The organism is Bacillus sp. 95MFCvi2.1 (assembly GCF_000374965.1).
In the GTDB taxonomy this organism is placed as follows: domain Bacteria; phylum Bacillota; class Bacilli; order Bacillales; family Bacillaceae_G; genus Bacillus_A; species Bacillus_A pseudomycoides.
Genome location: NZ_KB895694.1, coordinates 54,036 through 78,061, shown reverse-complemented (window position 1 = coordinate 78,061; position 24,026 = coordinate 54,036). Strand labels below are relative to the sequence as shown.

Below are 24,026 nucleotides of genomic sequence, written 5' to 3'. Positions count from 1 at the left end.
TAATAGAATGCTTTTGGTTTTTTGTCATTTATTCTATAAAAATAGGCAATTATAGTCGAAAAATAAAGGAATTTGTTATAAGTATGTATAATTATTGAAAAGTAGACTATTTATAAAGGAGAAGAGTATGGGAGTGTATTGGGGAACGAAAAGATATTCTTGGCTTAGCTATGCCTCATTTTGGTTAAGTATTTCATTTTTTCTTATCTTTTTGATTGAGGTGTTTGTACTTAAAACACTTTTAAATAGTTCGAGTGGTGCAATGCAAATTATTAAATATTTTTATTTCATATTTGTACCATTAAATATCGTGATTAGTTTAAGACTATTGTTTAAAAAGAATGAAAAGAAAACATTACCAATTTTCAGCTTTATTGTATCGGTACTATTCGCCAGCTTGATAGTGGTATTAGCTTTAGTTGCTATAGGGAAAGTATTTTGATGAAAAACAGGAATGATAAATGTCATTCCTGTTTTTTCATGATTTATATACAGTGAAACTTTAATCGGTGAGGCTTTTCTTCTCCCCACTGATTATCAGCCTTCCCCAATCGGGCTTTTACTGGCAGTTCATCCTCAACCTAATTTCTTAGCTTTCGCTGAATTTTGAGGTGGGAGTGTTACTGCCAGCAAATAGCGGGATAAAAGTAGTGGAGTATAATAGGCAGAAGAATATAGCAAGTCAATTGATGTATGGTACAATAAGCTTGATAGTGATAGAGAAAAAGGGTATATAAAATACTCATCGTTTTTTAGTAAGAGAGGGGTTATCTTATGCTATACGAGGATTTAATGTCATTATTTCAAGCTGCTCCAATGGAAGATGGAAAAAATGGCTGGAAATATGTAATCCAAGAAGAAGATGGTAAGTACTCAATTGTTAATAGTGTATCAACAGAACATATGAGTGTAGAATTGTTTTTTAATGAATATGATGAGTTGCGAATTACTTTATATAAAGAGGGTCAGCCGATTACAACTATACAACGAATAGTAATCTTAAAAACCGAGTTAGAAGAGGATGAAGAAGGTATTCAGTTTGTTTTAGAGCGTATGCCAAGCCGAATGATTCGGTTACAATTAAAGCCATTCCTCGCAGTAGAAATGGGTTTGTATTGGGAAGTATGTGAAGATTGTGAGTAAAAAAGCATCCGTACATAACGGATGCTTTTTTACTATGTTTTTTCAAGCTGTTTATATGCGATAATTGGAAGAAGAACGATGCTAACCCATCCGATTATTGGATACAAGATGTGAAGAAGTTCACTGTAACCAATATAGCTAAAACAATAACTAATTAGTAAAATAAAATAAATAATATTGTTGTTCTTCCAACCAGTGATAGACTGCATTTGTTTTGTCATCCCAAATACATTTCCAACTAATGTTGTAAACACTTCCCCAAAAATAATCAGGACAAAGAAGAAATGGAAGGTAGCATTAAATCTTCTTACTACTTCAGCCATAGGAATATTATATTGATAAAATTGGTCAATAGATAAAATGGCTAAATGACTACATAATAGAATAAAGCATAGTCCAGCTCCTCCTAAAATTCCGCCCCATAGAATCGCTTTTCGATCTTTTACTTCACTTGCTAACGGTACTAAAACACTTTGGGCGAGAGAAAGATTTAAGGCGACATATGTAAGTGGACTTGTTATCCATTTCATGTTCCAACTTTCTGTAGGAACAGTGTTAAAGATAGGTGTTGTGCCATGAATAAAAGTTGTAATAGCAAGTCCGATAATGAAAATCATCATAATTGGTACTACAAGTGTATTCACCTCAAATACACCTTGTAATCCACGACTACCAATAATGATACATGCGATAACTGTAATGAAAATACCGAGCTGTCGTGGTAGCCGAAGTTGTTCTTCGAATACAGCACCAGCGCCTGATAGCATAACACTTGTCACACCAAAAAGTACGAGTAATAACAAAGTGTTTACCACATTTCCAAATACATCACCAAATAAATATCTGTTAAATTCCTGAGCGGAAAATGCACCGATTTGTGAAGAGAGCAACATCATTTTCGTTCCTAACCAAATGAAAAAAAATCCACTTACGCATATTCCAATTGTTCCGTATAATCCGTTAATCGTAAAAAACTCAACAATTTCTCGCCCAGTTGCAAATCCAGCTCCGACGACAGTCCCAATATAAGTAGCAGCAACTTTTTTAGCTACTTGCCATTGTTGATTATCCATGTAATCCCTCTTTCTACTATGATGAGCTTGACCTATTATTATGCATATGTGTGAGCTTGGGCAATTAGACATGTGAAGTGCAAGAAAGGGTACATGGATTTCTCAACATTTAGGAATGATTAAAGTTGTTAAAACTTTGTTACATATAAGCGGATGATTTGGACGAGTAGGGAATTTATGGTACAATAAGAATGTATTATTAAAAGAGAATAATTCTAAAAATAAAGAGGAGTGGATTGAATGAGTACGAAAACAAATGTTGTTGAAGTATTAAACAAGCAGGTAGCAAACTGGAATGTGTTATATGTAAAAATTCATAACTATCACTGGTATGTGACAGGCCCACACTTCTTTACATTACATGAAAAATTTGAAGAATTTTATAATGAAGCAGCAACATATATTGATGAATTAGCAGAACGTATTTTAGCGTTAGAAGGAAAACCACTAGCAACAATGAAAGAGTATTTAGAAACATCTACTGTACATGAAGGAACAAGTAAAGAATCAGCTGAAGAAATGGTGAAAACATTAGTAAATGATTTCTCAGCAATCATTCAAGAATTAAAAGAAGGTATGGAAGTAGCGGATGAGGCTAAAGATGAAACATCAGCAGATATGCTATTAGCTATTCATACAACATTAGAACAACATGTTTGGATGTTGAGTGCCTTCTTAAAATAAGACAAAAAAACCTATTGAAAATTCTTTCAATAGGTTTTTTTATGATTTTTCAGCTTTCTTTCTATGGTATAATATAGTAAAAAGGAGGCGATGCAATGTTTCGCTTTTTCAAAAGTGGAAAAGAGGAGAGGTCAATTACGAAAGACGAATTAGAGCAAGCAATGGCTAAATTTCTGGAAACAAATGCAAATATTGTTTATACAGTATTAGTCAATGAAGATTATACAGTGAATTATGACTTGTTAAAACCGTATTTACCAGCATTTCCTACAAATACGTTCATTATAACGAAGGAAACGCTCGAGGTATTTGAACATACAGAAGAAAATCTAAAACTCGTAAAAGAGATTGATCTTGTGCAAAAAGCAGTAGACCAATATGTTACAGAAAAAGAAATGTTTCCTATTGTAGAAGATGATGAGGATCGTCTTATATGTGGAATGAAACTAGCGCCGTATTTAGATCGTATATTAAAGCGAAAATTATATATTTCAGAGAAGCATTATTTAGTTTCAAGTCAGCCAGATAAAAGTAAAAAAAATATTGTTTAACATGAAAACAACAATTATATATTGTTGTTTTTTTGTTGAAAAGAAATGTGAAAGTATAGTATAGTTCGATTTATAGATTGACTTTTCTGTTAATTCTGTATTTAATTGTATGTAAGAGATAGAAAGGAGTGATGTATTATGAAAAATTGTAAGTCAGTTAGCAAACGTCATCCTAAGAGTAGGGGGAGTTACTGTTAATCTGATATTCAAAAATTGACAGTATGTATTTACCGGAACCTTAGGATGACTGAAACCGTGTTAGAGAAGTATATATTTCTAAAAAGGTTACGGGAGGTAAGTGTGGATGAGTAAGATTACTTATATTGGTTTGTTAAATGAGACATTAGAATGTTATGCAAAGGATGGTAGTTTAGAAGCATACCATTATATTACCAAAAATGCTGATAAGATAACTGGTAATAAAGCTCAAATATATAATTTTAAATATGCATTAGCAAGCGCATCTGGGCTTGAGAAAGAAGCCTTACATATAATGAAAGAAGCGATTGTAGAAAATGAGTTTTGGTATGGGTATGAGTATTTAATTACAGATGCCGATTTGAACCCCCTTCATAGATATGAAGAATTTCATCAGATGATTCAGTTATGTAAAGAAAGAGAAGAAGTAGCAAAGAAATCTGAACAATTTGATTTGAAAGTTATACAAGGAAATAGCGGTATTCATAACAATCTACTTATTGCATTGCATGGTGATCAAGAAAATATAAAGATAGCAGAACCATATTGGCAATCCGTTGTATCTCAAGGGTATTTATTAGCATTACCGCAGTCTTCTCAAATTCAATTTTCAGAAGGATACGTATGGGATGATATAGAAAAGGGCTCTCGTGAGTTAAAGGAACACTATGAAAGTATTGTAGCTAGTAATCATGGTGAGGTAGAGCATGTAATTATTGGAGGATTTTCCGCTGGAGCAAGAGTTGCGTTACATGCAATCTTAAACGAACATATTATTGTAAAAGGCTTTGTTTTTGTAGCGCCATGGATTCCTGAAATTGAAGAGTGGGAAGACTTGCTGGATAAATTGAAAGATAAAGGTATTAAGGGATATATTATTTGTGGAGATCAGGATGAAGATTGCTTTGAATGTACACAGAAGTTTGTGAAACGATTGGAAACGAAAAATATAAATCATGAGTATAAGGTTATTTCTAACTTAAATCACGATTACCCTGAGAATTTTGAAGAAATCTTACAAGAAGCAGTTAAATATATTGAGGGTACAGATTTATAAAAAACTTAGGCTGAAAAAAAGTGCATCACTTTATGTGACGCACTTTTTTTTGTATATTATAAATGAAAAGCTTCTGCTAATAAACGATACGATTTTAATTTGTCCTCAAATTGATGGGTGATGGTTACAATCATAAATTCCTCAGTATTGTAAGCTTTACTCAAGTTTAAGATTTGTTCTTTGACGTAACGTTGATCACCTACAATCATACGTTGCCGATTTTCTTTAATGCGGAACAAATCATAGGCACTATAAGGATAGTTTTGTGCTGTTTCAATGGAAGGGGTACCAGTTGTGCGTTTTCCTTGTTCTAATAATAGAATTGATAAATCTAGACTAGACGCAATTTTCTCAGCTTCTTCAGTCGTTTCTCCACAAACAACAAAAATAGAAACAATTGATTTTGGTTTGTCTCCTAAGAAAGATGGTTGGAATTGTTCTTGATAAGCTTTCATCACTTCAGGACCACCATAGCCGTTGATAAACTGAGCGAAGGCAAAAGAAGCCCCTTGTTTTGCTGCAACCATGGCACTTTCTCCACTGGATCCAAGCATCCATATTTCAGGTGCAGTAGGAATGACAGGCGAAGCTTTTAGGTTTGCATATTGATGATTTTCAGGTACGTTGTCATGTAAGTACATGGCTACATCCTGAATTTGTTCTGGATATTGGTCGAGTGAAATCATTTTTCCTTCTTGCAGCGCGCGAGTTGCGATGGGCATACCACCTGGTGCTCTACCAACTCCAAGATCGATTCGATTTGGATAAAGCGCTTCTAATACACGGAAATTTTCAGCGACTTTATATGAGCTATAGTGTGGAAGCATAACGCCACCGGACCCCACACGGATGCGATTTGTTTTCGCTGCAATATGAGATATGAGCACTTCAGGACTTGAACCAGCTAAACTGACAGAATTATGATGTTCAGACACCCAAAAGCGAGTAAATCCTAGTTTTTCCACTTCTTGAGCAAGTGTTACTGTATTGGAAAAAGCTTCAGTTGCTGTACTGCCATCGGAAATAGGGGATTGATCTAATACACTTAGTTTAATCATAGAAAATACCTCTCTATCTTAATGTACATTCTATTATATATTTACTTACGAAAAATGCGTAAAGAAATGCTCACATGAAAAAGCGAATGCTTTCACATCCGCTTGTTATGAGAAATTCCACGTTCATAATGATTCATTTCCACTAATGTTAAAATATATTCGTAGTTATCGATTTCCATCTTAATTTGATTACGATCATCTTCACTTAAATTTACATCCAATAATTTTTTGCATAGTAGTTGTTTTTTCAATTCCAAATGTTTTTTTGTTTCAGGATAGTCGTAAGTACGTTTCATATTTATCAATCCCTTCCTTACATTTCCTATCTATATCTTCATTATATGATAAGAAAGGGATGATGAGAGCAAATCTCTGTGAATTATTAGTGAATATTCAGAAAAATGTGTTGTTCTACTATACTCATGAATACAATTCAGAGAATCACTGTTTTGTATTTTCAAAGTAAGGGGTGGAATGATGCGAGTGCATACACAATCCCATGTCACAACTGATGAAATGGTGGGAATTATTGATAAGGGATTACCGAAAACAGTAGAGCCAAAACAAATCATTGTAATTGGTGCTGGAATGGCTGGTTTAGTATCAGCATCCTTACTTAAAAGCGCAGGACATCATGTGAAAATTTTAGAAGCGAATAACCGTATAGGAGGCCGAATTGAGACTATTAGAATGGAAGACACCGGATTATATTTAGATGTTGGAGCAATGCGCATTCCATATATACATACATTAACGATGGCTTATATAAGAAAGTTTGGGCTACAAGTGACCCCCTTTATTAATCGAAATGAGACGGATATTATTTATGTGAATGGTAGAAAAACGACATTACAACAATACGAGAAAAATCCAAGTATTTTAAGATATCCAGTAGTGATGAATGAAGAAGGAAAAACATCTGAAGAATTATTATTGTTAGCAGTGCAGCCAATTATTGATTTCATTAAAAGAAATCCAGATAAAAATTGGGAAATTGTTGAAAAAGACTTTGGGAAGTATTCAACAGCACAGTTTTTAAAATATCATCCTTATCAATATAATACGTATTTTTCACCAGTAGCAATTGAGATGATTGGTGTACTTTTAGATTTAGAAGGATTTTTAGAAAGATCATTTGTTGAAACGTTACGTTTTATATATATTTTGCAGCAAGAAAGTGGTTTTTGTGAAATTAGTGGGGGCAATGATAAATTGCCAAAATCTTTTTTGCCTCAGTTAAAGGGAGATATTATTTACAATCAAAAATTAATGAAGCTTCAACAACATGATAAAGGTGTGACAGCATATTGCAGACATGAAGAGACATTTGGATATAGCAGTATAACAGGTGATTTAGTTATTATTACAATTCCATTTTCCACAATGCGATTTGTTGAAATTGATCCATTTGATTCTGTATCACATGAAAAGTGGAGAGCAATTCGTGAACTACATTATATGGCGGCTACTAAAATAGGAATTCAATTTAAAAGTCGCTTTTGGGAAGAACAGGGTCAATTAGGGGGGAGGATTATTACAGATTTACCAATTCGCTATGCGTATTATCCAAGCCATGGTATTGGGACTAAGGGACCGGCTATGATGCTTGGGAGCTATACATGGTCGTACGATGCATTATTATGGGATGGATTGTCGAAAGGTGATCGTATTTATTATACATTACAAAACTTAGCGACTATATTAGGTGGGCAAGTATATGATGAATTTATGTCAGGAGTAGCAAAAAATTGGACACTGGACCCGTATGCATTAGGAGGGTTTGCGATTTTTCAAGCGGGTCAAGAAACAGAACTGCAGCCAGCTATTGTAAAACCCGAGGGGAAAATATATTTTGCAGGAGACCATACAACACTTTATCATGGGTGGATACAAGGCGCAATTGAGTCTGGAATACGTACAGCTGTAGAGGTGAATCAATTGATTGTATGAGTATTAATAGTAAGAGGAAGGAAAGTGTCGTGACGAATATAATTAGAGATAGGTATGTATGAATTTGGTTTGAAAATAAGTGAAGTTCAGAAAAGTTATTTATTATATAAGTCGCTGCTACGGAGAAAAAAGTGACTTGCACTTGTTTTCTCTCTTTGTTTTCACTGGGCATGGGGCAGGAAAAGGATTTGACCGCTTCTATGCATGGTCGGATGCTCTCTTCCATCTGAAAAAGAAAGACTTTATGCCGTTTTTTAATTTGTATTTATATATAGTGTTAAATGTTATTATATATAAAAGAACAATAGGGAGTGTTTGTAATGAATCCATTATTACTTGATTTTCCTTCTGAATTTTACACAGACAGGCTTCTCATTCGAATGCCAAAGCCAGGGGATGGAAAGGCAGTATATGAAGCTATCAATGCATCGTTAGAAGAATTAAAACCTTGGATGACTTTTGCTCAAAAAGAACAAACAGAAGAAGAAATCGAAGCGAGTATAAGAAGATCATATATTCAATTTTTACAACGTGAAGATTTGAGATTACTAGTATTTTTAAAAGACACAGGCGAATTTGTAGCTTCTGCTGGATTGCATCGTATTAATTGGGAGATACCAAGATTTGAAATTGGATACTGGATAGATTCGCGCTTTGGTGGAAAAGGTTATATGACAGAAGCTGCGCAAGGTATTATGGATTATGCTTTTTCTGAGTTAAAGGCAAACAGGATAGAGATTCGCTGTGATTTACGAAATGTAAAAAGTAGAGCGATACCTGAGAGGCTAGGTTTTAAATTAGAAGGGATTTTAGAAAGCAGCAGTGTAGCAGTAGATGGCAAGGGACTCAGGGATACATGTGTGTTTGCGATGACAAGAAACAGGTATGAAAAAGAAGAGCTATAATGTATTAGCTCTTCTTTTTGAATTGTATTATTAATTAAGTTTTAGTCATTATAAGAACTGTTTAATGATTTTTACCCATCCTAAATAGGAAGCTCCTAAAATAATAGCCCATAAGAATGCAAGTCGTGCACTTCTTGGAATAGATAACCAAATTTCGAATAATTTCCAAGAGTAATTTTTATTTGAGTTATTCATTAATGGATATCCTTTTTGTGGCAATTATAACATAAAAAGGAGTGGGGTATTCAATACCTACTATAATGTGCTAGCACATTAAGGTACGGGATGTCCATTCGAACTTTCAAAGATGGTAAACCATTGCTGACGATCTAATGTAAGTTTTGTTGCAGCGATAGCTGACTTCACGCGATCTAATTTACCAGAGCCAACGATTGGCATCATTTTTGCTGGATGAGCAAGTAGCCATGCATACATGACAATATCGATGCCATCAGCATTCAGTTCATTTGCGACTTTTTGTAAAGTTTTGCGTAAGCGTACAGCACGTTCATTTTGTCCTGTAAAGATTTCTCCACCAGCAAGAGGAGACCAAATCATAGGGCTAATTCTTTTTTCTTGGCATAAGTCGATTGTACCTTTTTCAAAATGTTCAAGCTGCATCGCAGATACTTCAATTTGGTTTGTGATGAGCGGGAAATCTAAGTATGAGCTAAGCATATTAAATTGAGACGGTAAAAAGTTAGATACACCGAAATGACGGACTTTTCCTTCTTGTTTTACACGTGTGAAAGCTTCTGCCACTTCACTTGGGTCCATAAATGGATCAGGTCGATGAATCAGTAACAAATCAATATAATCAGTATGTAAGTTTTGTAGTGACTGTTCCACGCTTTTTACAATATGTTTCGTACTTGTATTATAGTGAGCGACATATCGCTTTGGAAACTTCGGAGATAAGGGAGCGATTCCACATTTTGTGACAATTTGCATGTTATCACGTAAAGAAGGCTGTAATTGTAATGCTTCCCCGAATAATGATTCACACGTATATCCTCCATAAATATCGGCGTGGTCAAAAGTTGTAATCCCCATCTCCATACAATTTTTGATAAAAGAAAGTAATTCTTGTTTTGGCATATTCCATTCTGCTAAACGCCAAAATCCTTGAATGATACGAGAGAATTCAAGGTTATTAGCCATTTGAATTCGTTCCATTTTGAGTAGACCCCCTTGATGAATGATGATATTTTTGAAAAGGCTTTCTTGTTCGGTACTATTATATAGTTATTGGACTGTACTTACAATGAATATGTCTTTGTTGTAAAAAACGATTTTACCTCGCATTAACGGGCAGTAAGCCCCCACCTCAAGAGTAAGAGCGAAACGAGGAAGATAGGTGGGGGATGAAGAAAAACCCTACTGATGGAAGTTTCACTTTATCTGTATGGTATAATGTACGAAGATATAGCTATAAGGAGATGTACGAAATGATTCCAGTAACAATTTTAACTGGTTTTCTTGGATCGGGGAAAACAACATTATTAAATCGTATTTTATCGGAAGAACATGGAAAGAAATTAGCGGTTATCGTAAATGAAATAGGGCAAATTGGCATCGATAATCAATTAATTATGAATGTAGAAGAAGAAATTATGGAAATGACAAATGGCTGTTTATGCTGTACAGTGCGTGAAGATTTACTTGTTGCTTTAAAACAGTTATTGGATGTAAAAGCAGAAGGGAAAATGGATTTTGATGGTCTAGTGATTGAAACGACAGGTCTTGCAAACCCAGGGCCGATTATCCAAACGTTCTTTTTAGATCCAGTTATTCAGTCAGCATACAAAATTAATGGTGTTGTGACAGTGGTAGATAGTTATCATATACATAAACATTTTGAAAAAGGGCTAGAAGCGAAAGAACAAATTGCTTTTGCAGATATGGTTTTAGTAAATAAATTAGATTTAGTTGGAGAGGAAGAAGAGAAAGAACTCCTTACTGAATTACAAGGGATTAATCCAACAGCAAAATTAATCCCAACGACAAATTGTGAAGTAGATATACCGGTCTTGTTAGAAATCCAAACGTTTAAAACGCGTGATACATTAGAGATTTATCCACATAAAGAGCATCATCATTTAGAAGGTGTAAAATCATTTGTATTACGTGAAGAGCGGCCGTTAGATTTGCAAAAGTTAAACGAATGGATGTCAGCTGTAGTTCAAGAGTTAGGAGAGTATTTATATCGATATAAAGGAATTCTATCGATCGATGGAGTAGATTGCCGTATTGTTTTTCAAGGTGTTCATACACTATTTGCTGCTTCTTACGATAGAGAGTGGCAAGAGGGAGAAGAGCGCGTGAGTGAAGTGGTCTTTATCGGGAAAGATATTAATAAAGAATGGTTCCAAGAACATTTTAAAGAGTGCGTAAAATAAGCCTGCTAATTTAGCAGGCTTATTTTTGTTATTAATCTCTGCCGGCTTCAACTAATTTCTTCGCGACAATTGCTGGTTTAGCATGAAACATAGTCATGTGATCACCTTGTGTAGTTACTAAACGAAATAATCCAAGGCGATTTGACATGTGAGGGTGCCATCCTGAATCTTTACCTTGTGGAACTGCCATATCTTCAGTTAAATAGAAATAACTTTTTGGAATATTTAATTGATAAAATTTCGTAAGGTCCAGCTTTTCAAAAAGTGGTCCAGCTGGTTCTGGTGTAACAGTTTCGTAAATTTTTTTCGCTAAGTCGAGATTAGCATTATTCATAAAGGTTTCTCGCCAAATAGGAAAAGGCAATTGGATAGCATTATTTTTCGATTTTTTCGCAAGCTCGGTCCAAAGCGTTTTTCCTTCGGCTGGGATTTCATCAGCTGCACTTTCTCCATTTGCTAGAACAAATGCATTCATAAAGACAAGTCTGTGGATTCGATCTGGAATTTGTTCGGCAACTTTTGAAATAACAGTACCACCAAAACTATGACCAACAAGAACAAAATCCGTTATGTTTCTTTCCTTCACATAGTTGACTACTGATTTGACATAATCAGTGTGTTTTACAGCTTTATTCGTATCTTTTCCATGCCCAGGTAAGGTAGGAGTATATACTTTATGTCCCATTTGTTTCAACTCATTAGCTGTTTTATCCCAATAGCTAGAATCTCCCCAAGCGCCGTGAACGAGTACAAACGTAATTGGTTTTTGACGTATTACATCAATATCTGTCTCTATTTTAGCTTCTGCTGGGATATGGAAGCTATTACTGCTAAGCATGATTAAAATAGCAGAAAGGCTTACGAATAAGAACTTGAATATTTTCAAAACAAACCCTCCATTTACTACTGATTTTGCATATATGTACATATATTTTCGCTGAAAGATTGTTTTTATTCTTTTGGAGTATAGTTATTAAAAGTAGTAGTGTTTACTTTGTAGAAAAAAGGACATTATTGTACGGTAAATGTTTAGCATTACATCTTTAGTTAATGAAAAAAAGTGAAACAATTATATTTTTGATGCGGAGGTAGAATAGGAAACATGACCATCTTGTTCTTCTATTAATAAACAAAGATTAGTAGAAAATAATAAAAAGCCTGTTTTCACAGGCTTATACTTTCATTTATCCGTAATTCCATTACAACACCAACAACTGGTCCTTCATCGTCTATATCACCAGTTAAGTGAAAACCGAAAGACTCATATAGTTTCATTGCTAGTTTGTTTTCTGGATGAAAACTTAAATAAATCTTTTTGCATTGAAATTTTTGTTGTAAATACTGGATAAGCAGATGGAGAAAACGTTTCGCATAGCCATTTCCTTGAAAATGGTAATCAATCATAAAACGATCTAGCCATACGCTATCATCTTTTTTTGAATACCAACCATACATTGCGTAGCCAACAAGTGTTTCTCCATCATATAAGCCTACTGACGTTCCGTTTTCTTCATATAGGGATTCCGCTAAAGAAAATGCATTGCTTTCAATAAATTGCTGCTGCTCCTTTGCTACGTCTAAAGCAGCGACTGAACGCCAATTATTTGCTGTTACTTCACAAATGTGAAGATTCATAGTTCCAACTCGCTTTCATAACATAGTATATCTTTAAAACTAATATGGATAATTTTACTTGTTATTTTGTTGAAGTCAAGCTGCTGAATATGAAAAAAGACAGTTGAATATGTTTCAACTGTCTGAAAGGAAATATAAATTTAGTTTGTAGCTTCTTTTAAAGTGTTCACGTTTTCTTCCATTAATGTGAAGTAATCTTTATTTTTCTTTGCATCATCTTCAGAAATAGTAGCAAGGTGATTTAAACGTAAAATTTTCGTTCCTGTTTCTTTTTGAATAACTTCTGCTACTTTTGGAGTAGAGAATGTTTCAAATAAAATATATTTTAAACCATGCTCTTTTGCTGTTTTTGTAATGTTAGCAAGTTCTTTTTGTGATGGTTCATCAGAAGCGGAGATGCCAGCAACTGGTATTTGTTTTAAGCCATAGCGTTTTTCCCAATATCCATATGCAGCGTGAGAAACTAAAATATCTTTCGTTTTTGCCTCTGAAACAACAGATTTAAAGTGATCATCTAAGTCAGTGAACTTTGTTTGTAGGGCGGCGAAGTTTTTCTCAAATTCTTTTTTATGATCTGGTTGCAATTCTACGAGTGCATCTTTAATTTTTTCAGCCTGCTTCATCGCGAGTGTAGGATCAAGCCATACGTGTGGGTCTTTGTCATGATGGTGATTTTCTTCTTCTTTATGACCTTCCTCGTGCTCATGCTCTTCTTCTGATGAAGCGATAAGATCGAAACCTTTAGATGCATTAACAACTTTTACGTTCTCTTTTTTTAATGTTTTTTCCATTTTTTCTGCAAACGGCTCTAATTCCGCGCCGTTATATACGAATAGGTCTGCCTTCGCAACTTGTACCGTTTGTTTTTGACTTGGCTCATATGTATGAGAGTCAGCGCCAGGTGGATAAATTGTTTCAACATTTACATAGTCACCACCGATTTTTTTAGCGAAATCAGCAAGTGGAAAAATAGTTGTATATACAGAAAGTTTTCCATCTTTTTTTTCAGTTCCGTCTTTTTTGCTGGCACACCCAGCAAAAATTAATGTAAAAATAAGTATAAAAGAAAATACCATTAACCTTTTCTTCATGTAATTCTCCTCTTTTCTTTCTTTTCCAATTTTATTTTCTCCAAAATAAGAGAAAAAATATCTTTTTGTTATAAAACGGAATAATTACGTTTTAAGTTGCGAACTTAGTATAATACATCTTTACGAAAGTTGCAATAAATAATAATCATTCCGATTTGATTTTGTTATAAAGTTGTCAAAAAGAACAGTATTAATTTTTATGAATGTCGCATATGTGACAACACTCCTTTCATATATTGAGGTAGAGGGTATGAAAAGGGGATGAGTAATTGGATTACATAATGGAAGCAATCTTATTGATACTAGCAGTAGTTTTGCCATTAACATGTGTTTTGATTTTCCTCAAGACATTAATAAGTAATCTAGGTGACTCTAGGATAATAACCAAGCTACCAACAGAGAAAAAAGGAGAGAAGAGTAAGTAAAGCACTTGCATCACGCATAGTGCTTTACTTATGATAGAATAAGAAAAAGGAAACTCCTAGAAATAGGATTTGTACTGCCTGTTTGGACGGTATAAAATTGGATAAAGAGGTATAAAGATAAATGAATAAAAGAACAGCCTTAGTACTCGGTGCGAGTGGTTTAGTTGGACAAGAAGTGACGCAGCTATTACTTGACTCAGATTACTATGATTCGGTTATGGTTTTTGTAAGAAAGCCACTGCAATGGGAACATGAAAAGTTACAGCAGAAACAAGTTGACTTTTCTATATTAGAAGAGTATAAAGAATTTTTTGCTGTTGATGATGTTTTTAGCTGTCTTGGGACAACAATTAAGAAAGCGAAAACGAAAGCGAATTTTAAAAAAGTAGACTATGAATATACATTACGAGCGGCCTGTTTAGCAGAAAAACAAGGTGTACAAAATTTTCTTGTTATTTCTTCTATGGGTGCTAATCCAAAATCACTTTTCTTTTATTCACAAGTAAAAGGGAAGATGGAGGAGGAACTTCAAAAGTTAGTGATCGGTGGGATTCATATATTTAGACCATCACTATTGCTAGGAGATCGAGAAGAATTTCGTTTTGGAGAAAGAATGGCTGAGAAGATATCTGGTGTTTTGCCATTTGTATTTAATGGTACTTTAAAAAAGTATAAGCCGATTACAGCTGAGCAGGTTGCAAAAGGGATGTACTTAGCGGCACTACGTGAAGAATCTGGTGTCCATATTTATAATTCTACAGAGATTACAATGATGGAATAATGAAAACGAGAAGGGGAGCCCTTCTCGTTTTCATTATTGTGTATTAGCGGCGAGTCGGGGCTGTTTTACCACGAGCACGTTGATATTGGTGGGGCTCTTGTAATTCAAATCCAAGTTCATTAGCTGCTGTTCTTGGAAAATATGGATTGCGAAGTAACTCGCGACCGATAAAGATTAAGTCCGCTTCATTATTTGCTAAAATTTCTTCTGCTTGTATCCCGCTTGTAATCAATCCTACTGCACCTGTCGCAATGTGTGCTTGTCCTTTTATATGATTTGCATACTCTACTTGATAGCCAGGGTAAACGTCGATTTGTGCAGGTATAACTGCCCCAGAACTACAATCAATTACATCTACATCTTGTTCTTTCATCCATTTTGCAAATTGAACATAGTCATGGACTATTAATCCTTTAGGGTGATAGTCATTTGCAGAAATACGAACGAATAAAGGACCATTCCAAACTTCATTTACAGCATCAATGATTTCTTTTAAGAAACGGTAACGGTTTTCAGGTGATCCGCCATATTCATCAGTTCGTTTGTTTGATAATGGAGAGAGAAATTCATTAATGAGATAGCCGTGAGCCGCGTGGAGTTCAATAATATCGAATCCTGCTTGTTTGGAACGACATGCGGCATCTTGAAAAGCAGAAATTGTTTTTTTGATTAGCTGTTTATTCATTTCTATTGGGGTTTTCATTGTATCATTAAATGCAATAGCCGAGGGTGCTACAGAGTCTGTATGTAATTCAGCTTTTCGACCAGCATGGGCTAACTGAATAGCTGCTTTTGCCCCATTTTCATGGATGAGGGACACCGTTTTTTGTAACCCTGGAATATGATCATTATTCCATATACCTAAATCTTTATTAGAAATACGTCCTTCAGGTACAACAGCTGTAGCTTCAAGCATAACAAGGCCTACTTGACCAGCTGCGCGAGACGCATAATGGATATGATGGAAATTTGTCACTTTTCCATCTTCGTTTTCTGAAGAGTACATACACATCGGTGACATAACAATACGATTTTTTAATGTAACATCTTTAATCGTATAAGGTGAAAAAAGCTGATAGTCCATATCTATTCCCCCTTATTGTAGTTTCCTTTATTGTATCATCATCATTTTTGTTTCCATAATGAAACGCTTATTCCCGAAATTTTGTACATTTATGTTACAATTATTGAAATAAATTAAATTGGGGGATAGGGGCATGTACCGAGCTTATTATGAAAGCGAAATAGGTTTGCTTGAAATTACTGCAAATGATGAAGGAATTACTTCTGTTATTTTTGTAGAGGAACGGAAAGAAGAGAATAAAAATCAAATTGTAGAACAGTGCCTCGCTGAATTAGATGAATATTTTAATCGAAAGAGAACTGAATTTACAGTACCACTGTCAGCGGTTGGAACACCATTTCAAAAGAGTGTTTGGGATGCACTTTATACGATTCCATATGGAGTGAATGCTTCCTATCTGGATATTGCAGAAAAGGTTGGTAACACAAAGGCGGTGCGTGCGATAGGAGGAGCGAATAGTCGCAATCCGATTTCTATTATTGTTCCGTGTCATCGTGTAATTGGAAAAAGTGGAAAGTTAGTTGGATATGCAGGTGGTCTATGGCGAAAAGAATGGTTATTGAAACATGAGGGGATTTTGCAATAAGATAAAACTCTTTTCAAATGGAGATAGTAGTTTTCATTGCTTAGAGGATAACAAAGTCTAGTAGAAAGTAAGTATTTCTGAGTTTCATACGAATGGTTTAACCTGTTATTTGCGGGGAAGAATCATCTTGTTAAATAGCTAAATTTTTTAGTATGCTGGACAACAGAAGTATAAGTAGGGGATAAATCAGGGAAAGAGGGATTATTTTGCGTTGTATAAATTGTGGGAATCCTTGTCCTGACGGTCAATTTAATTGTGAAGATTGTCAGCAAACTTTACATAATGGAACAAAAGAGGAGACCTCACCAATCGAAAAAAATATGGAACAATATGTGGGAGCGCATTATCCATATTATAAAAGAAAATGGGACAAAGAAAAGAAACGAATAGCAAGGTGGAGCTGGAATGGATGGGCTGCTATTTTCAATGTCGGATGGTTTGGTTATCGAAAATATTACGTACCTGCTTGTTTGTTTGTAATTTTATTAGTAGCTTGTGATGCATTTTCATACTATATGGGATTCAATGTAGCACTCCCCATTATTAACATGGTTCCCCTTACCTTTTTATTGCTCATTTTAATGATGATAGGGGTCGGAATTTTTGCAAATGGGTTATATTATCGATTTGCTGAGCGGAAAATATACCGGATAAAAGCAAGAGGGGTAACGAATGGAGATGTTGAGCGTTATCTCATCCGTGATAGTGGAGGAACAAGCAAAATGGGAGCGGCTATTGTTACAATTTTGACAGCTGCTAGTATATTCATGAGTCACTTTTTCTTTCCTACAGATCAAGATGTTATTCAAAAAGTACGAGCAAGTTCCCTTTATGAGTATCCTTTTTTTTCTATTGGGGAATCTTTTGAACAGCATTTTAAGCAACCAACCTGGGTTTATTACCGCGGGGGAGATGGATTGGAATTAGTAGAATTTCATGGATACAATCATGGTATGACAAGACAAAAAATTATCATTCAATTTGTTGTCGATTACAGGTTGCATGAAATTGAACCCTATTCTCTTACAGTTAACGGTGAGCCCCAAGGTGAAAAAGAGTTTTTGAAAATGATGGAAGATGTGTTTCGTACGCAAGATCTTTTTGAGTTGGATGACGGATTACAAAAAGATGAAAAAAAAGAAATGTTATAAGAAATGAATGTAAAAGCAGATGGAGCAGCTTTTACATTCATTTCTTTTTTTATTTTAGGAAAGAAAAATATTTAAAATAATCAGAATTTTTTGTATAATAATATTATACATGCTTTATTGTATACATACAGATTGGGGGAAGGAATAATGAAGAAAAAAGTTTCAACGCTTGCTGCACTTGCATTATCAACAAGTATGTTCGTTGCAGGTTGCGGGAATGGGGAGAAAGCATCGACAACGAAGAAAGAAACAGGTAAGGGGATGGCCGATAAACAAGTGCTAAACTTACTAGAAACAGCAGAAATTCCTTCGATGGATACATCAAAATCAACAGATTCCGTATCATTCCGAGTATTTGTAAATGCAATGGAGGGTTTATATCGATTAGATAAAGATAATAAGCGAACTCCAGGTATGGCAAAAGATGTGAAGATTAGTGAAGATAAGAAAACATATACTTTTGAATTACGAGATGCAAAGTGGTCGAATGGTGAGCCAGTTCGTGCACAAGATTTTGTATATGGCTGGCAACGTGCGCTTGATAAAGCAACAGCAGCTGAATACGCATTTATTTTATTTGATGTAAAAAATGCTCAAAAAGTTAATAAGGGGGAGCTACCACTTGATCAGCTAGGTGTAAAAGCAAAGGATGATAAGACACTAGTGGTAGAACTAGAACAACCAACTCCATATTTTCTTGATCTTACATCATTTCCAACATTCTTCCCTTTAAATGAGAAGTTTGTAAAAAAACAAGGTGATAAGTATGCATTAGAAGCTGATAAAATTTTATACAATGGACCATTTACGTTAAGTGAATGGAAGCATGAGCAAAGCTATCAATTAAAGAAAAATCCAAATTATTGGGATAAAGATACTGTAAAACTAGAAGAAATTAATGTCGGTGTCGTAAAAGAAACGAGCACAGGTGTGAACCTATATGATAATGATCAAGCGGACCGCGTAATTTTAACTTCAGAGTTTGTTGATAAATATAAAAAGAATAAGCCAGATGAATTCAAAACGAAACTAGATCCGCGTATGTATTTCTTACGTTTTAATCAACAAAATGCAACATTTAAAAATCAAAAAGTGCGTGAAGCAATTGATTTAGCTTATGATAAAAAAGGTATTGCAAATGTCATTTTAAATGATGGCTCATTACCAGCATATTTCTTAGTACCAGAAAAATTCACAACAGGTCCGGATGGAAAAGATTTTCGTACTGTAAATAAAAACTTCCGTGATAATAAAGACAATGCGGAAAAAGCGAAGAAGTTATGGGAAGAAGCGAAAAAAGAACTGGGTCAAGATACAATTACGGTAGAATTACTAAACGATGATAATGGTAGCCGGAAAAAAGTTGGCGACTTTATTAAAGAAGAGCTTGAGAAAAATTTACCTGGAATTAAAGTGAATTTGAAACAACAACCGTATAAACAGAAATTAGATTTAGAGAAGAAATTACAATATGAGTTTTCACTATCAGCATGGGGCCCGGATTATCCAGATCCAATGACATATATTGATATGTTTATTACAGGAAGTACATTTAATGAAATGGCGTATTCAAATCCGAAATATGATGACTTAGTTGCTAAATCGAAAGGTGAGTTGTTAAAAGATGATGCAGCACGCTGGAAAGCACTTGCAGAAGCTGAAAAAATCTTAATTGGAGAAGATGCAGCGATTTCACCTACTTATCAGCAAAGTACAGCATATTTAGAAAAAACATATGTAAAAGGAATTGCAAATCATACATTCGGCGGCGATTTTAGTTATAAATGGGCGTATATTACAAAAAAATAGTATAATAAGAGATGCGCGAATTTTCGCTCATCTCTTATTTTGTAAGGAGGACTTATGTTGATAAATGGCTTTAATCATCTTTGTTTTTCGGTTTCAGATTTAGAAAGATCTATTCAATTTTATGAAACAGTATTAGAGGGAAAGTTATTAGTAAAAGGAAGAAAACTCGCATATTTTGATATATGTGGAGTGTGGGTGGCACTCAATGAAGAAGCAGATATTGCACGAAATGAAATTCATCAGTCATATACACATCTTGCATTTTCTGTTAAACAAGAGGATTTTGGTCGACTATTAAAGCGATTAGAGGAGAATAAAGTTCATATTTTACAAGGAAGAGAACGTGATGTAAGAGATTGTCAGTCTATTTATTTTATTGATCCAGATGGACATAAGTTTGAGTTTCATTCAGGTACACTGCAGGATCGCTTAAAGTATTATAAGGAAGCAAAACCACATATGAAATTTTATTGATGAAATAAAGGGGGATGGGAAGAGCATGCATGCGCTCGTTATTGGAGGGACAGGGATGCTGAAGAAAGTGTCCGTTTGACTTTGTAATCAAGGGCTTTATGTTTCTGTTATTGGACGAGATAGGAATAGGTTAGAAGATGTAAAAAATACATGTAATGCTCCAAGAAATGTTACATGTATTTCTCTTGATTACCACGATAGCGATGCTTTGAAACAATCTATTAAAGATACGATTAAACAAAATGGACCTATCAGATTAGTCGTAGCTTGGGTACATACAACTGCTAAAAAGGCGCTTCAAGTAATTTGTGAAGAAATTGAATTACATTCTAAATCCTATAGTTTGTTTCATATATTAGGGAGTAGTGCATCTCGATTGGAACGTCAAAAAATAGGAAGTGCTTTCTGTAATTATCATAGAATTTTATTAGGGTTTATTTTACAAGGTGAACATTCAAGGTGGTTGACTCATGAAGAGATTACTGATGGAGTTATAGCAGGAATTCAGAGTAAACAAAGCGATTGTATTGTAGGAACATTGGAACCATGGGAATTACGACCAATTTGATGAGGGGGAAGAAAACGAATGAAAACGACTTTATATGTAACACGTCATGGAGAAACAGAGTGGAATGTGGCAAAGCGTATGCAAGGGAGAAAAAATTCTAATTTAACCGAAAAAGGGATATTACAGGCAAAGCAGTTAGGGGATCATATAAAGGATATACCACTTCATGCGATATATAGTAGTCCAAGCGGGAGAACAATGCATACGGCAGAGTTAATAAAAGGAGAGCGGAATATTCAAATTATAGCTGATGAGAACTTTTATGAGATTAATATGGGGATCTGGGAAGGGCAAATGCTTGTGGATTTGGAAGCGCAGTACCCAGAGGAAGTACATACGTTTTGGAATGAGCCACATCGTTTTTGTTCGACATCAGGCGAAAATTTCTATGATGTGCATAGTCGGGTGATAGAAGGAGTAAACCTTCTTTTAGAAAAACATAAAGGGGAAAGTATTTTAATCGTATCTCATGCAGCAGCTGCAAAATTACTTGTGGGACATTTTACTGGTCTTTCTGTTGAAAGAGTGTGGGATGATCCATTTATGCATAGTGCGAGCTTAAGTATCATTGAATTTGAAGGGAAAGAGGCTAGTGTTAAACAGTTTGCCGATATAAGTCATTTTCAGCAAGTATAAAAAGACCGCAATAGAGCGATCTTTTTACGTTTACTGTTAACAATAAGGGATAAAGAATTAGCAATTACGTTTTCTAAACCAGAAGTGATCGCATTTTTTTCTTTTTTTACAGCCTGTTGTACGTTTACGGCCTGTTGTACGTTTACGGCCTGTTGTGCGTTTACGACATGTTATGTGTTTACGCCATGTTGTGTGTTTACGCCATGTTGTGTGTTTACGCCATGTTGTGTGTTTACGGCATGTTGTGTGTTTACGCCATGTTATGCGTTTACGGCCTGTTGTGCGTTTACGGCCTGTTGTGTGTTTACGGCATGTTGTGTGTTTACGGCATGTTGTGCGTTTACGGCCTGTTGTGCGTTTACGGCCTGTTGTGCGTTTACGACATTTTGTGTGTTTACGACATGTTGTATGCTTACGGCATTTTGTGTGTTTACGACATGTCGTATGCTTACGGCCTGTTGTACATTTGTGGCCAGAAAAATGATCATCGTCACAATCAAAAGTACTTGGATCTTGATGTAAAAACTCTTCCATCCCTGCACTTTTGATTTCTTCAACAGCTTTTTGAATATCGCGTTTCATAGAAATCCCCCTTATCTCTAAATAAAATGAACAGGTATTCCTTTTACATTAATCATGATATGAAGAGAGAATCTCTTCTGCATGAGGCAGGAGTTTAGATTTTAATAGAAATAGGCATATAGCGGATATATGGACATGGACAAAGTAATAAGCATACATTAAATGGAGAAAAAAAGAAGGGATGGGGGAAGAATGTTGCCTTCTTATGATTTTTTTATTCATCCGATGTATCTTGTTGAATTAAAGAAGGACATTTGGTCTGATAGTCCAGTGCCTGCTAAATTAACATATGGGAAAAGAAAGTATGATATTGACATTGTATACCGGGGAGCACATATTCGAGAATTTGATAAAAAATCATATCATGTTATGTTCTATAAGCCGAAACAATTTCAAGGGGTGAAAGAGTTTCATTTGAATTCTGAGTTTAAGGATCCATCACTTATAAGAAATAAATTATCGCTTGACTTTTTTAGTGATATTGGTGTACTTTCGCCAAAATCCCAGCATGTTTTTATCAAGATTAATGGTCAAATTCAAGGTGTATATTTACAATTAGAATCTGTTGATGAAAACTTTTTGAAAAGCCGTAAATTACCGAGTGGGTCAATTTATTATGCGATTGATGATGATGCGAATTTTTCTTTAATAAGTGAGCGTGATCAAGATGTTAAAACAAACCTATTTGCAGGCTATGAGTTTAAATGTGCGAATGAACATAGTGAAGAACAGCTTAGTGAATTCGTTTATCAGGCAAATGTACTATCACGAGAAAAATATGAAAAAGAAATTATAAATTACCTTGATGTTGACAAATATTTGCGGTGGCTAGCAGGTGTTATTTTGACTCAAAACTTTGACGGATTTGTTCATAACTATGCACTGTATCATAATGATGAAACGAATTTATTTGAAGTGATACCGTGGGATTATGATGCGACATGGGGCCGTGATGTAGAAGGAAGGCGGCTAAACCATGAGTATATCCGAATTCAAGGATATAATACGTTGAGTGCTAGAATTCTCGATATACCGGTATTTCGAAAGCAATACCGTAGCATTCTTGAAGAAATTTTGGAAGAGAAATTTACAGTTTCGTTTATAAAACCGAAAGTAGAGAGAATGTGTGAAGCAATTCGTCCTTACTTGATTCAGGATCCCTATATGAAAGAGAAAATAGATATTTTTGATCAAGAACCAGATATTATCTTTCGATATATAAATAATAGGAGTCAATATGTACACAAGTATTTACATGAACTATTATAAATGAAAAAGAGATTGATACCTAGTCAATCTCTTTTTCATTTATAATAGATTTAATCTTTCCTTTTAGATAAAAAGTATGAATGCTTAGATCTTTATGAAAACAATTGATTCCCTTTTAAATTTCATGTGAATAAGTTACGATTTGTTTAGGTGCTGTAAACAAAAGTTAAAACCGTATATTTTGAGGATGGTGAGAATATGGAAGTGAAATGGATCGATTGGGTAAAACAAATACAAGCCATTGCTCAGGCTGGTTTAACGTATTCAAAAGATGTGTATGATATGGAACGTTTTCAACAATTACGTGATCTTTCAGTTACGATGATGTCTCATTATACGAAGACAGATTGGGAAGTGGTAGAGAGATTATTTGCCAATGAAATGGGTTATCAAACACCAAAAGTAGATATTCGGGCTGTCGTGTATCAGGATGGAAAATTATTATTTGTGAAAGAAAAAAGTGACGGGAAATGGGCTCTTCCAGGTGGCTGGGCAGATGTTGGCTATACGCCAACAGAAGTGGCAGCAAAAGAAGTGTGGGAGGAAACGGGTTATAAAGTTGATCATTTTCGATTATTAGCAGTATTTGATAAAGAAAAACATTATCCATCACCATCAGCAATGCATGTATATAAAATATTTATTGGTTGTGAAATTGTTGGGGGCGAAAAACAAACAAGTATTGAAACAGAAGAAGTGACCTTTTTTGGTGAAAAAGAAATCCCAGAGTTATCGACTGCTAGAAATACAGAGTGGCAAATTAGAGAGATGTTTGCCTGTATGAAAGATAGGAATAAAAGCTCCTTACTTGATTAAGAAAATATGTAAAGATAAGAATAAAGATAGTTTAACAGTACTCCAACAGAAGTCCCCTTCCTCAAACACATGCAGGTCATAGTCTAGGGATCATTCACAGC

Annotated in this window: 27 protein-coding genes; 17 read left to right on the top strand and 10 right to left on the bottom strand. The window is 34.8% G+C overall.

Annotation, left to right across the window (positions count from 1 at the left end; translation table 11 throughout):
- The first annotated feature begins 127 nt into the window (after nt 1-127).
- On the top strand, nt 128-442 hold the full coding sequence (locus C568_RS0109310; protein WP_006094578.1) for a hypothetical protein: 315 nt from the start codon (nt 128-130) through the stop codon (nt 440-442).
- Nucleotides 443-774: 332 nt separating this feature from the next.
- Complete coding sequence (locus tag C568_RS0109305) at nt 775-1,143, top strand: DUF3979 family protein (RefSeq protein WP_018765458.1); 369 nt, start codon at nt 775-777, stop codon at nt 1,141-1,143.
- 32 nt (nt 1,144-1,175) lie between these two features.
- Here C568_RS0109305 and C568_RS0109300 read toward each other — a convergent pair whose 3' ends face one another.
- Nucleotides 1,176-2,216 carry a YkvI family membrane protein gene (locus C568_RS0109300; protein ID WP_006094577.1) on the bottom strand — a complete coding sequence of 347 codons (1,041 nt, stop codon included), beginning with the start codon at nt 2,214-2,216 and terminating at the stop codon, nt 1,176-1,178.
- A gap of 240 nt (nt 2,217-2,456) precedes the next feature.
- On the opposite strand from C568_RS0109300, the gene C568_RS0109295 reads away from it, so the two are divergent.
- The 3 genes from C568_RS0109295 to C568_RS0109285 all read left to right on the top strand — a co-directional run bounded on the left by C568_RS0109295 (nt 2,457) and on the right by C568_RS0109285 (nt 4,706).
- A complete protein-coding gene (locus tag C568_RS0109295; RefSeq protein ID WP_003197069.1) occupies nt 2,457-2,900 on the top strand; it encodes a Dps family protein in 444 nt (147 codons plus the stop codon).
- A gap of 95 nt (nt 2,901-2,995) precedes the next feature.
- Nucleotides 2,996-3,451, top strand: a complete 456-nt coding sequence (locus C568_RS0109290) for a DUF3939 domain-containing protein (RefSeq protein ID WP_003197072.1) — start codon at nt 2,996-2,998, stop codon at nt 3,449-3,451.
- Between the two features lie 304 nt (nt 3,452-3,755).
- Entirely contained in the window at nt 3,756-4,706 is a 951-nt protein-coding gene (locus C568_RS0109285) for an alpha/beta hydrolase (protein ID WP_018781332.1), read from the top strand.
- Between the two features lie 56 nt (nt 4,707-4,762).
- Here the strand turns inward: C568_RS0109285 and C568_RS0109280 are convergent, their stop codons facing one another.
- Nucleotides 4,763-5,764 carry an LLM class flavin-dependent oxidoreductase gene (locus tag C568_RS0109280; protein ID WP_003206914.1) on the bottom strand — a complete coding sequence of 334 codons (1,002 nt, stop codon included), beginning with the start codon at nt 5,762-5,764 and terminating at the stop codon, nt 4,763-4,765.
- Nucleotides 5,765-5,856: 92 nt separating this feature from the next.
- Nucleotides 5,857-6,060, bottom strand: a complete 204-nt coding sequence (locus C568_RS0109275; RefSeq protein ID WP_003197079.1) for a DUF3896 family protein — start codon at nt 6,058-6,060, stop codon at nt 5,857-5,859.
- Nucleotides 6,061-6,241: 181 nt separating this feature from the next.
- Here C568_RS0109275 and C568_RS0109270 point away from each other — a divergent pair, with 181 nt between their 5' ends.
- Together C568_RS0109270 and C568_RS0109260 are read left to right on the top strand one after the other, a co-directional pair.
- Complete coding sequence (locus tag C568_RS0109270) at nt 6,242-7,714, top strand: flavin monoamine oxidase family protein (RefSeq protein WP_018781331.1); 1,473 nt, start codon at nt 6,242-6,244, stop codon at nt 7,712-7,714.
- Between the two features lie 320 nt (nt 7,715-8,034).
- A complete protein-coding gene (locus C568_RS0109260; protein WP_006094597.1) occupies nt 8,035-8,619 on the top strand; it encodes a GNAT family N-acetyltransferase in 585 nt (194 codons plus the stop codon).
- Between the two features lie 48 nt (nt 8,620-8,667).
- On the opposite strand, the gene C568_RS34660 is transcribed toward C568_RS0109260, so the two are convergent.
- Together C568_RS34660 and C568_RS0109250 are read right to left on the bottom strand one after the other, a co-directional pair.
- Nucleotides 8,668-8,814: a hypothetical protein gene (locus tag C568_RS34660; protein WP_018765463.1), complete on the bottom strand. Its 147-nt coding sequence runs from the start codon at nt 8,812-8,814 to the stop codon at nt 8,668-8,670.
- Between the two features lie 78 nt (nt 8,815-8,892).
- Entirely contained in the window at nt 8,893-9,795 is a 903-nt protein-coding gene (locus C568_RS0109250) for an aldo/keto reductase (RefSeq protein WP_003197089.1), read from the bottom strand.
- 272 nt (nt 9,796-10,067) lie between these two features.
- Here C568_RS0109250 and C568_RS0109245 point away from each other — a divergent pair, with 272 nt between their 5' ends.
- Nucleotides 10,068-11,018: a CobW family GTP-binding protein gene (locus C568_RS0109245; protein WP_018765464.1), complete on the top strand. Its 951-nt coding sequence runs from the start codon at nt 10,068-10,070 to the stop codon at nt 11,016-11,018.
- A 31-nt stretch (nt 11,019-11,049) separates the two neighbouring features.
- Here C568_RS0109245 and C568_RS0109240 read toward each other — a convergent pair whose 3' ends face one another.
- The 3 genes from C568_RS0109240 to C568_RS0109230 form a co-directional block, all read right to left on the bottom strand.
- Nucleotides 11,050-11,904 (bottom strand): alpha/beta hydrolase, encoded by an 855-nt coding sequence (locus C568_RS0109240; protein ID WP_018765465.1) that lies wholly within the window; start codon nt 11,902-11,904, stop codon nt 11,050-11,052.
- Between the two features lie 278 nt (nt 11,905-12,182).
- The gene (locus tag C568_RS0109235; RefSeq protein ID WP_006094599.1) at nt 12,183-12,653 is read right to left on the bottom strand and encodes a GNAT family N-acetyltransferase; all 471 of its coding nucleotides are present in this window, start codon (nt 12,651-12,653) and stop codon (nt 12,183-12,185) included.
- Nucleotides 12,654-12,793: 140 nt separating this feature from the next.
- A complete protein-coding gene (locus tag C568_RS0109230; protein ID WP_018781330.1) occupies nt 12,794-13,744 on the bottom strand; it encodes a metal ABC transporter substrate-binding protein in 951 nt (316 codons plus the stop codon).
- Between the two features lie 546 nt (nt 13,745-14,290).
- Here C568_RS0109230 and C568_RS0109220 point away from each other — a divergent pair.
- Entirely contained in the window at nt 14,291-14,950 is a 660-nt protein-coding gene (locus C568_RS0109220) for an oxidoreductase (RefSeq protein WP_003197100.1), read from the top strand.
- A gap of 43 nt (nt 14,951-14,993) precedes the next feature.
- Here C568_RS0109220 and namA read toward each other — a convergent pair whose 3' ends face one another.
- Nucleotides 14,994-16,034, bottom strand: a complete 1,041-nt coding sequence (gene namA / locus C568_RS0109215; RefSeq protein WP_018781329.1) for an NADPH dehydrogenase NamA — start codon at nt 16,032-16,034, stop codon at nt 14,994-14,996.
- A 133-nt stretch (nt 16,035-16,167) separates the two neighbouring features.
- On the opposite strand from namA, the gene C568_RS0109210 reads away from it, so the two are divergent.
- The 6 genes from C568_RS0109210 to C568_RS0109185 all read left to right on the top strand — a co-directional run bounded on the left by C568_RS0109210 (nt 16,168) and on the right by C568_RS0109185 (nt 21,258).
- Nucleotides 16,168-16,620: a methylated-DNA--[protein]-cysteine S-methyltransferase gene (locus C568_RS0109210; RefSeq protein WP_003197104.1), complete on the top strand. Its 453-nt coding sequence runs from the start codon at nt 16,168-16,170 to the stop codon at nt 16,618-16,620.
- A gap of 206 nt (nt 16,621-16,826) precedes the next feature.
- Nucleotides 16,827-17,771, top strand: a complete 945-nt coding sequence (locus tag C568_RS0109205; protein WP_006094602.1) for a DUF2628 domain-containing protein — start codon at nt 16,827-16,829, stop codon at nt 17,769-17,771.
- 147 nt (nt 17,772-17,918) lie between these two features.
- A complete protein-coding gene (locus C568_RS0109200) occupies nt 17,919-19,580 on the top strand; it encodes a peptide ABC transporter substrate-binding protein (RefSeq protein ID WP_006094603.1) in 1,662 nt (553 codons plus the stop codon).
- Between the two features lie 57 nt (nt 19,581-19,637).
- Nucleotides 19,638-20,054: a FosB/FosD family fosfomycin resistance bacillithiol transferase gene (fosB, locus tag C568_RS0109195; RefSeq protein WP_018765467.1), complete on the top strand. Its 417-nt coding sequence runs from the start codon at nt 19,638-19,640 to the stop codon at nt 20,052-20,054.
- Nucleotides 20,055-20,163: 109 nt separating this feature from the next.
- A complete protein-coding gene (locus tag C568_RS31775) occupies nt 20,164-20,622 on the top strand; it encodes a short-chain dehydrogenase (RefSeq protein ID WP_231382318.1) in 459 nt (152 codons plus the stop codon).
- Between the two features lie 18 nt (nt 20,623-20,640).
- A complete protein-coding gene (locus C568_RS0109185) occupies nt 20,641-21,258 on the top strand; it encodes a phosphoserine phosphatase 1 (RefSeq protein ID WP_018765469.1) in 618 nt (205 codons plus the stop codon).
- 57 nt (nt 21,259-21,315) lie between these two features.
- On the opposite strand, the gene C568_RS34655 is transcribed toward C568_RS0109185, so the two are convergent.
- Complete coding sequence (locus C568_RS34655) at nt 21,316-21,840, bottom strand: CotG/ExsB N-terminal domain-containing protein (RefSeq protein ID WP_018781328.1); 525 nt, start codon at nt 21,838-21,840, stop codon at nt 21,316-21,318.
- 192 nt (nt 21,841-22,032) lie between these two features.
- On the opposite strand from C568_RS34655, the gene cotH reads away from it, so the two are divergent.
- Nucleotides 22,033-23,109: a spore coat protein CotH gene (gene cotH, locus C568_RS0109175; protein WP_029427087.1), complete on the top strand. Its 1,077-nt coding sequence runs from the start codon at nt 22,033-22,035 to the stop codon at nt 23,107-23,109.
- Between the two features lie 198 nt (nt 23,110-23,307).
- Nucleotides 23,308-23,925 (top strand): NUDIX hydrolase, encoded by a 618-nt coding sequence (locus tag C568_RS0109170; RefSeq protein WP_003197116.1) that lies wholly within the window; start codon nt 23,308-23,310, stop codon nt 23,923-23,925.
- The last annotated feature ends 101 nt before the right edge of the window (nt 23,926-24,026 follow it).

Bases quoted from the DNA above. Each gene is read 5' to 3' on its own strand.
- C568_RS0109310 (WP_006094578.1), top strand. From the start codon at position 128: ATGGGAGTGTATTGGGGAACGAAAAGATATTCTTGGCTTAGCTATGCC.
- C568_RS0109305 (WP_018765458.1), top strand. From the start codon at position 775: ATGCTATACGAGGATTTAATGTCATTATTTCAAGCTGCTCCAATGGAA.
- C568_RS0109300 (WP_006094577.1), bottom strand. From the start codon at position 2,216: ATGGATAATCAACAATGGCAAGTAGCTAAAAAAGTTGCTGCTACTTAT.
- C568_RS0109295 (WP_003197069.1), top strand. From the start codon at position 2,457: ATGAGTACGAAAACAAATGTTGTTGAAGTATTAAACAAGCAGGTAGCA.
- C568_RS0109290 (WP_003197072.1), top strand. From the start codon at position 2,996: ATGTTTCGCTTTTTCAAAAGTGGAAAAGAGGAGAGGTCAATTACGAAA.
- C568_RS0109285 (WP_018781332.1), top strand. From the start codon at position 3,756: ATGAGTAAGATTACTTATATTGGTTTGTTAAATGAGACATTAGAATGT.
- C568_RS0109280 (WP_003206914.1), bottom strand. From the start codon at position 5,764: ATGATTAAACTAAGTGTATTAGATCAATCCCCTATTTCCGATGGCAGT.
- C568_RS0109275 (WP_003197079.1), bottom strand. From the start codon at position 6,060: ATGAAACGTACTTACGACTATCCTGAAACAAAAAAACATTTGGAATTG.
- C568_RS0109270 (WP_018781331.1), top strand. From the start codon at position 6,242: ATGCGAGTGCATACACAATCCCATGTCACAACTGATGAAATGGTGGGA.
- C568_RS0109260 (WP_006094597.1), top strand. From the start codon at position 8,035: ATGAATCCATTATTACTTGATTTTCCTTCTGAATTTTACACAGACAGG.
- C568_RS34660 (WP_018765463.1), bottom strand. From the start codon at position 8,814: ATGAATAACTCAAATAAAAATTACTCTTGGAAATTATTCGAAATTTGG.
- C568_RS0109250 (WP_003197089.1), bottom strand. From the start codon at position 9,795: ATGGAACGAATTCAAATGGCTAATAACCTTGAATTCTCTCGTATCATT.
- C568_RS0109245 (WP_018765464.1), top strand. From the start codon at position 10,068: ATGATTCCAGTAACAATTTTAACTGGTTTTCTTGGATCGGGGAAAACA.
- C568_RS0109235 (WP_006094599.1), bottom strand. From the start codon at position 12,653: ATGAATCTTCACATTTGTGAAGTAACAGCAAATAATTGGCGTTCAGTC.
- C568_RS0109230 (WP_018781330.1), bottom strand. From the start codon at position 13,744: ATGAAGAAAAGGTTAATGGTATTTTCTTTTATACTTATTTTTACATTA.
- C568_RS0109220 (WP_003197100.1), top strand. From the start codon at position 14,291: ATGAATAAAAGAACAGCCTTAGTACTCGGTGCGAGTGGTTTAGTTGGA.
- namA (WP_018781329.1), bottom strand. From the start codon at position 16,034: ATGGACTATCAGCTTTTTTCACCTTATACGATTAAAGATGTTACATTA.
- C568_RS0109210 (WP_003197104.1), top strand. From the start codon at position 16,168: ATGTACCGAGCTTATTATGAAAGCGAAATAGGTTTGCTTGAAATTACT.
- C568_RS0109200 (WP_006094603.1), top strand. From the start codon at position 17,919: ATGAAGAAAAAAGTTTCAACGCTTGCTGCACTTGCATTATCAACAAGT.
- C568_RS0109185 (WP_018765469.1), top strand. From the start codon at position 20,641: ATGAAAACGACTTTATATGTAACACGTCATGGAGAAACAGAGTGGAAT.
- C568_RS34655 (WP_018781328.1), bottom strand. From the start codon at position 21,840: ATGAAACGCGATATTCAAAAAGCTGTTGAAGAAATCAAAAGTGCAGGG.
- cotH (WP_029427087.1), top strand. From the start codon at position 22,033: ATGTTGCCTTCTTATGATTTTTTTATTCATCCGATGTATCTTGTTGAA.
- C568_RS0109170 (WP_003197116.1), top strand. From the start codon at position 23,308: ATGGAAGTGAAATGGATCGATTGGGTAAAACAAATACAAGCCATTGCT.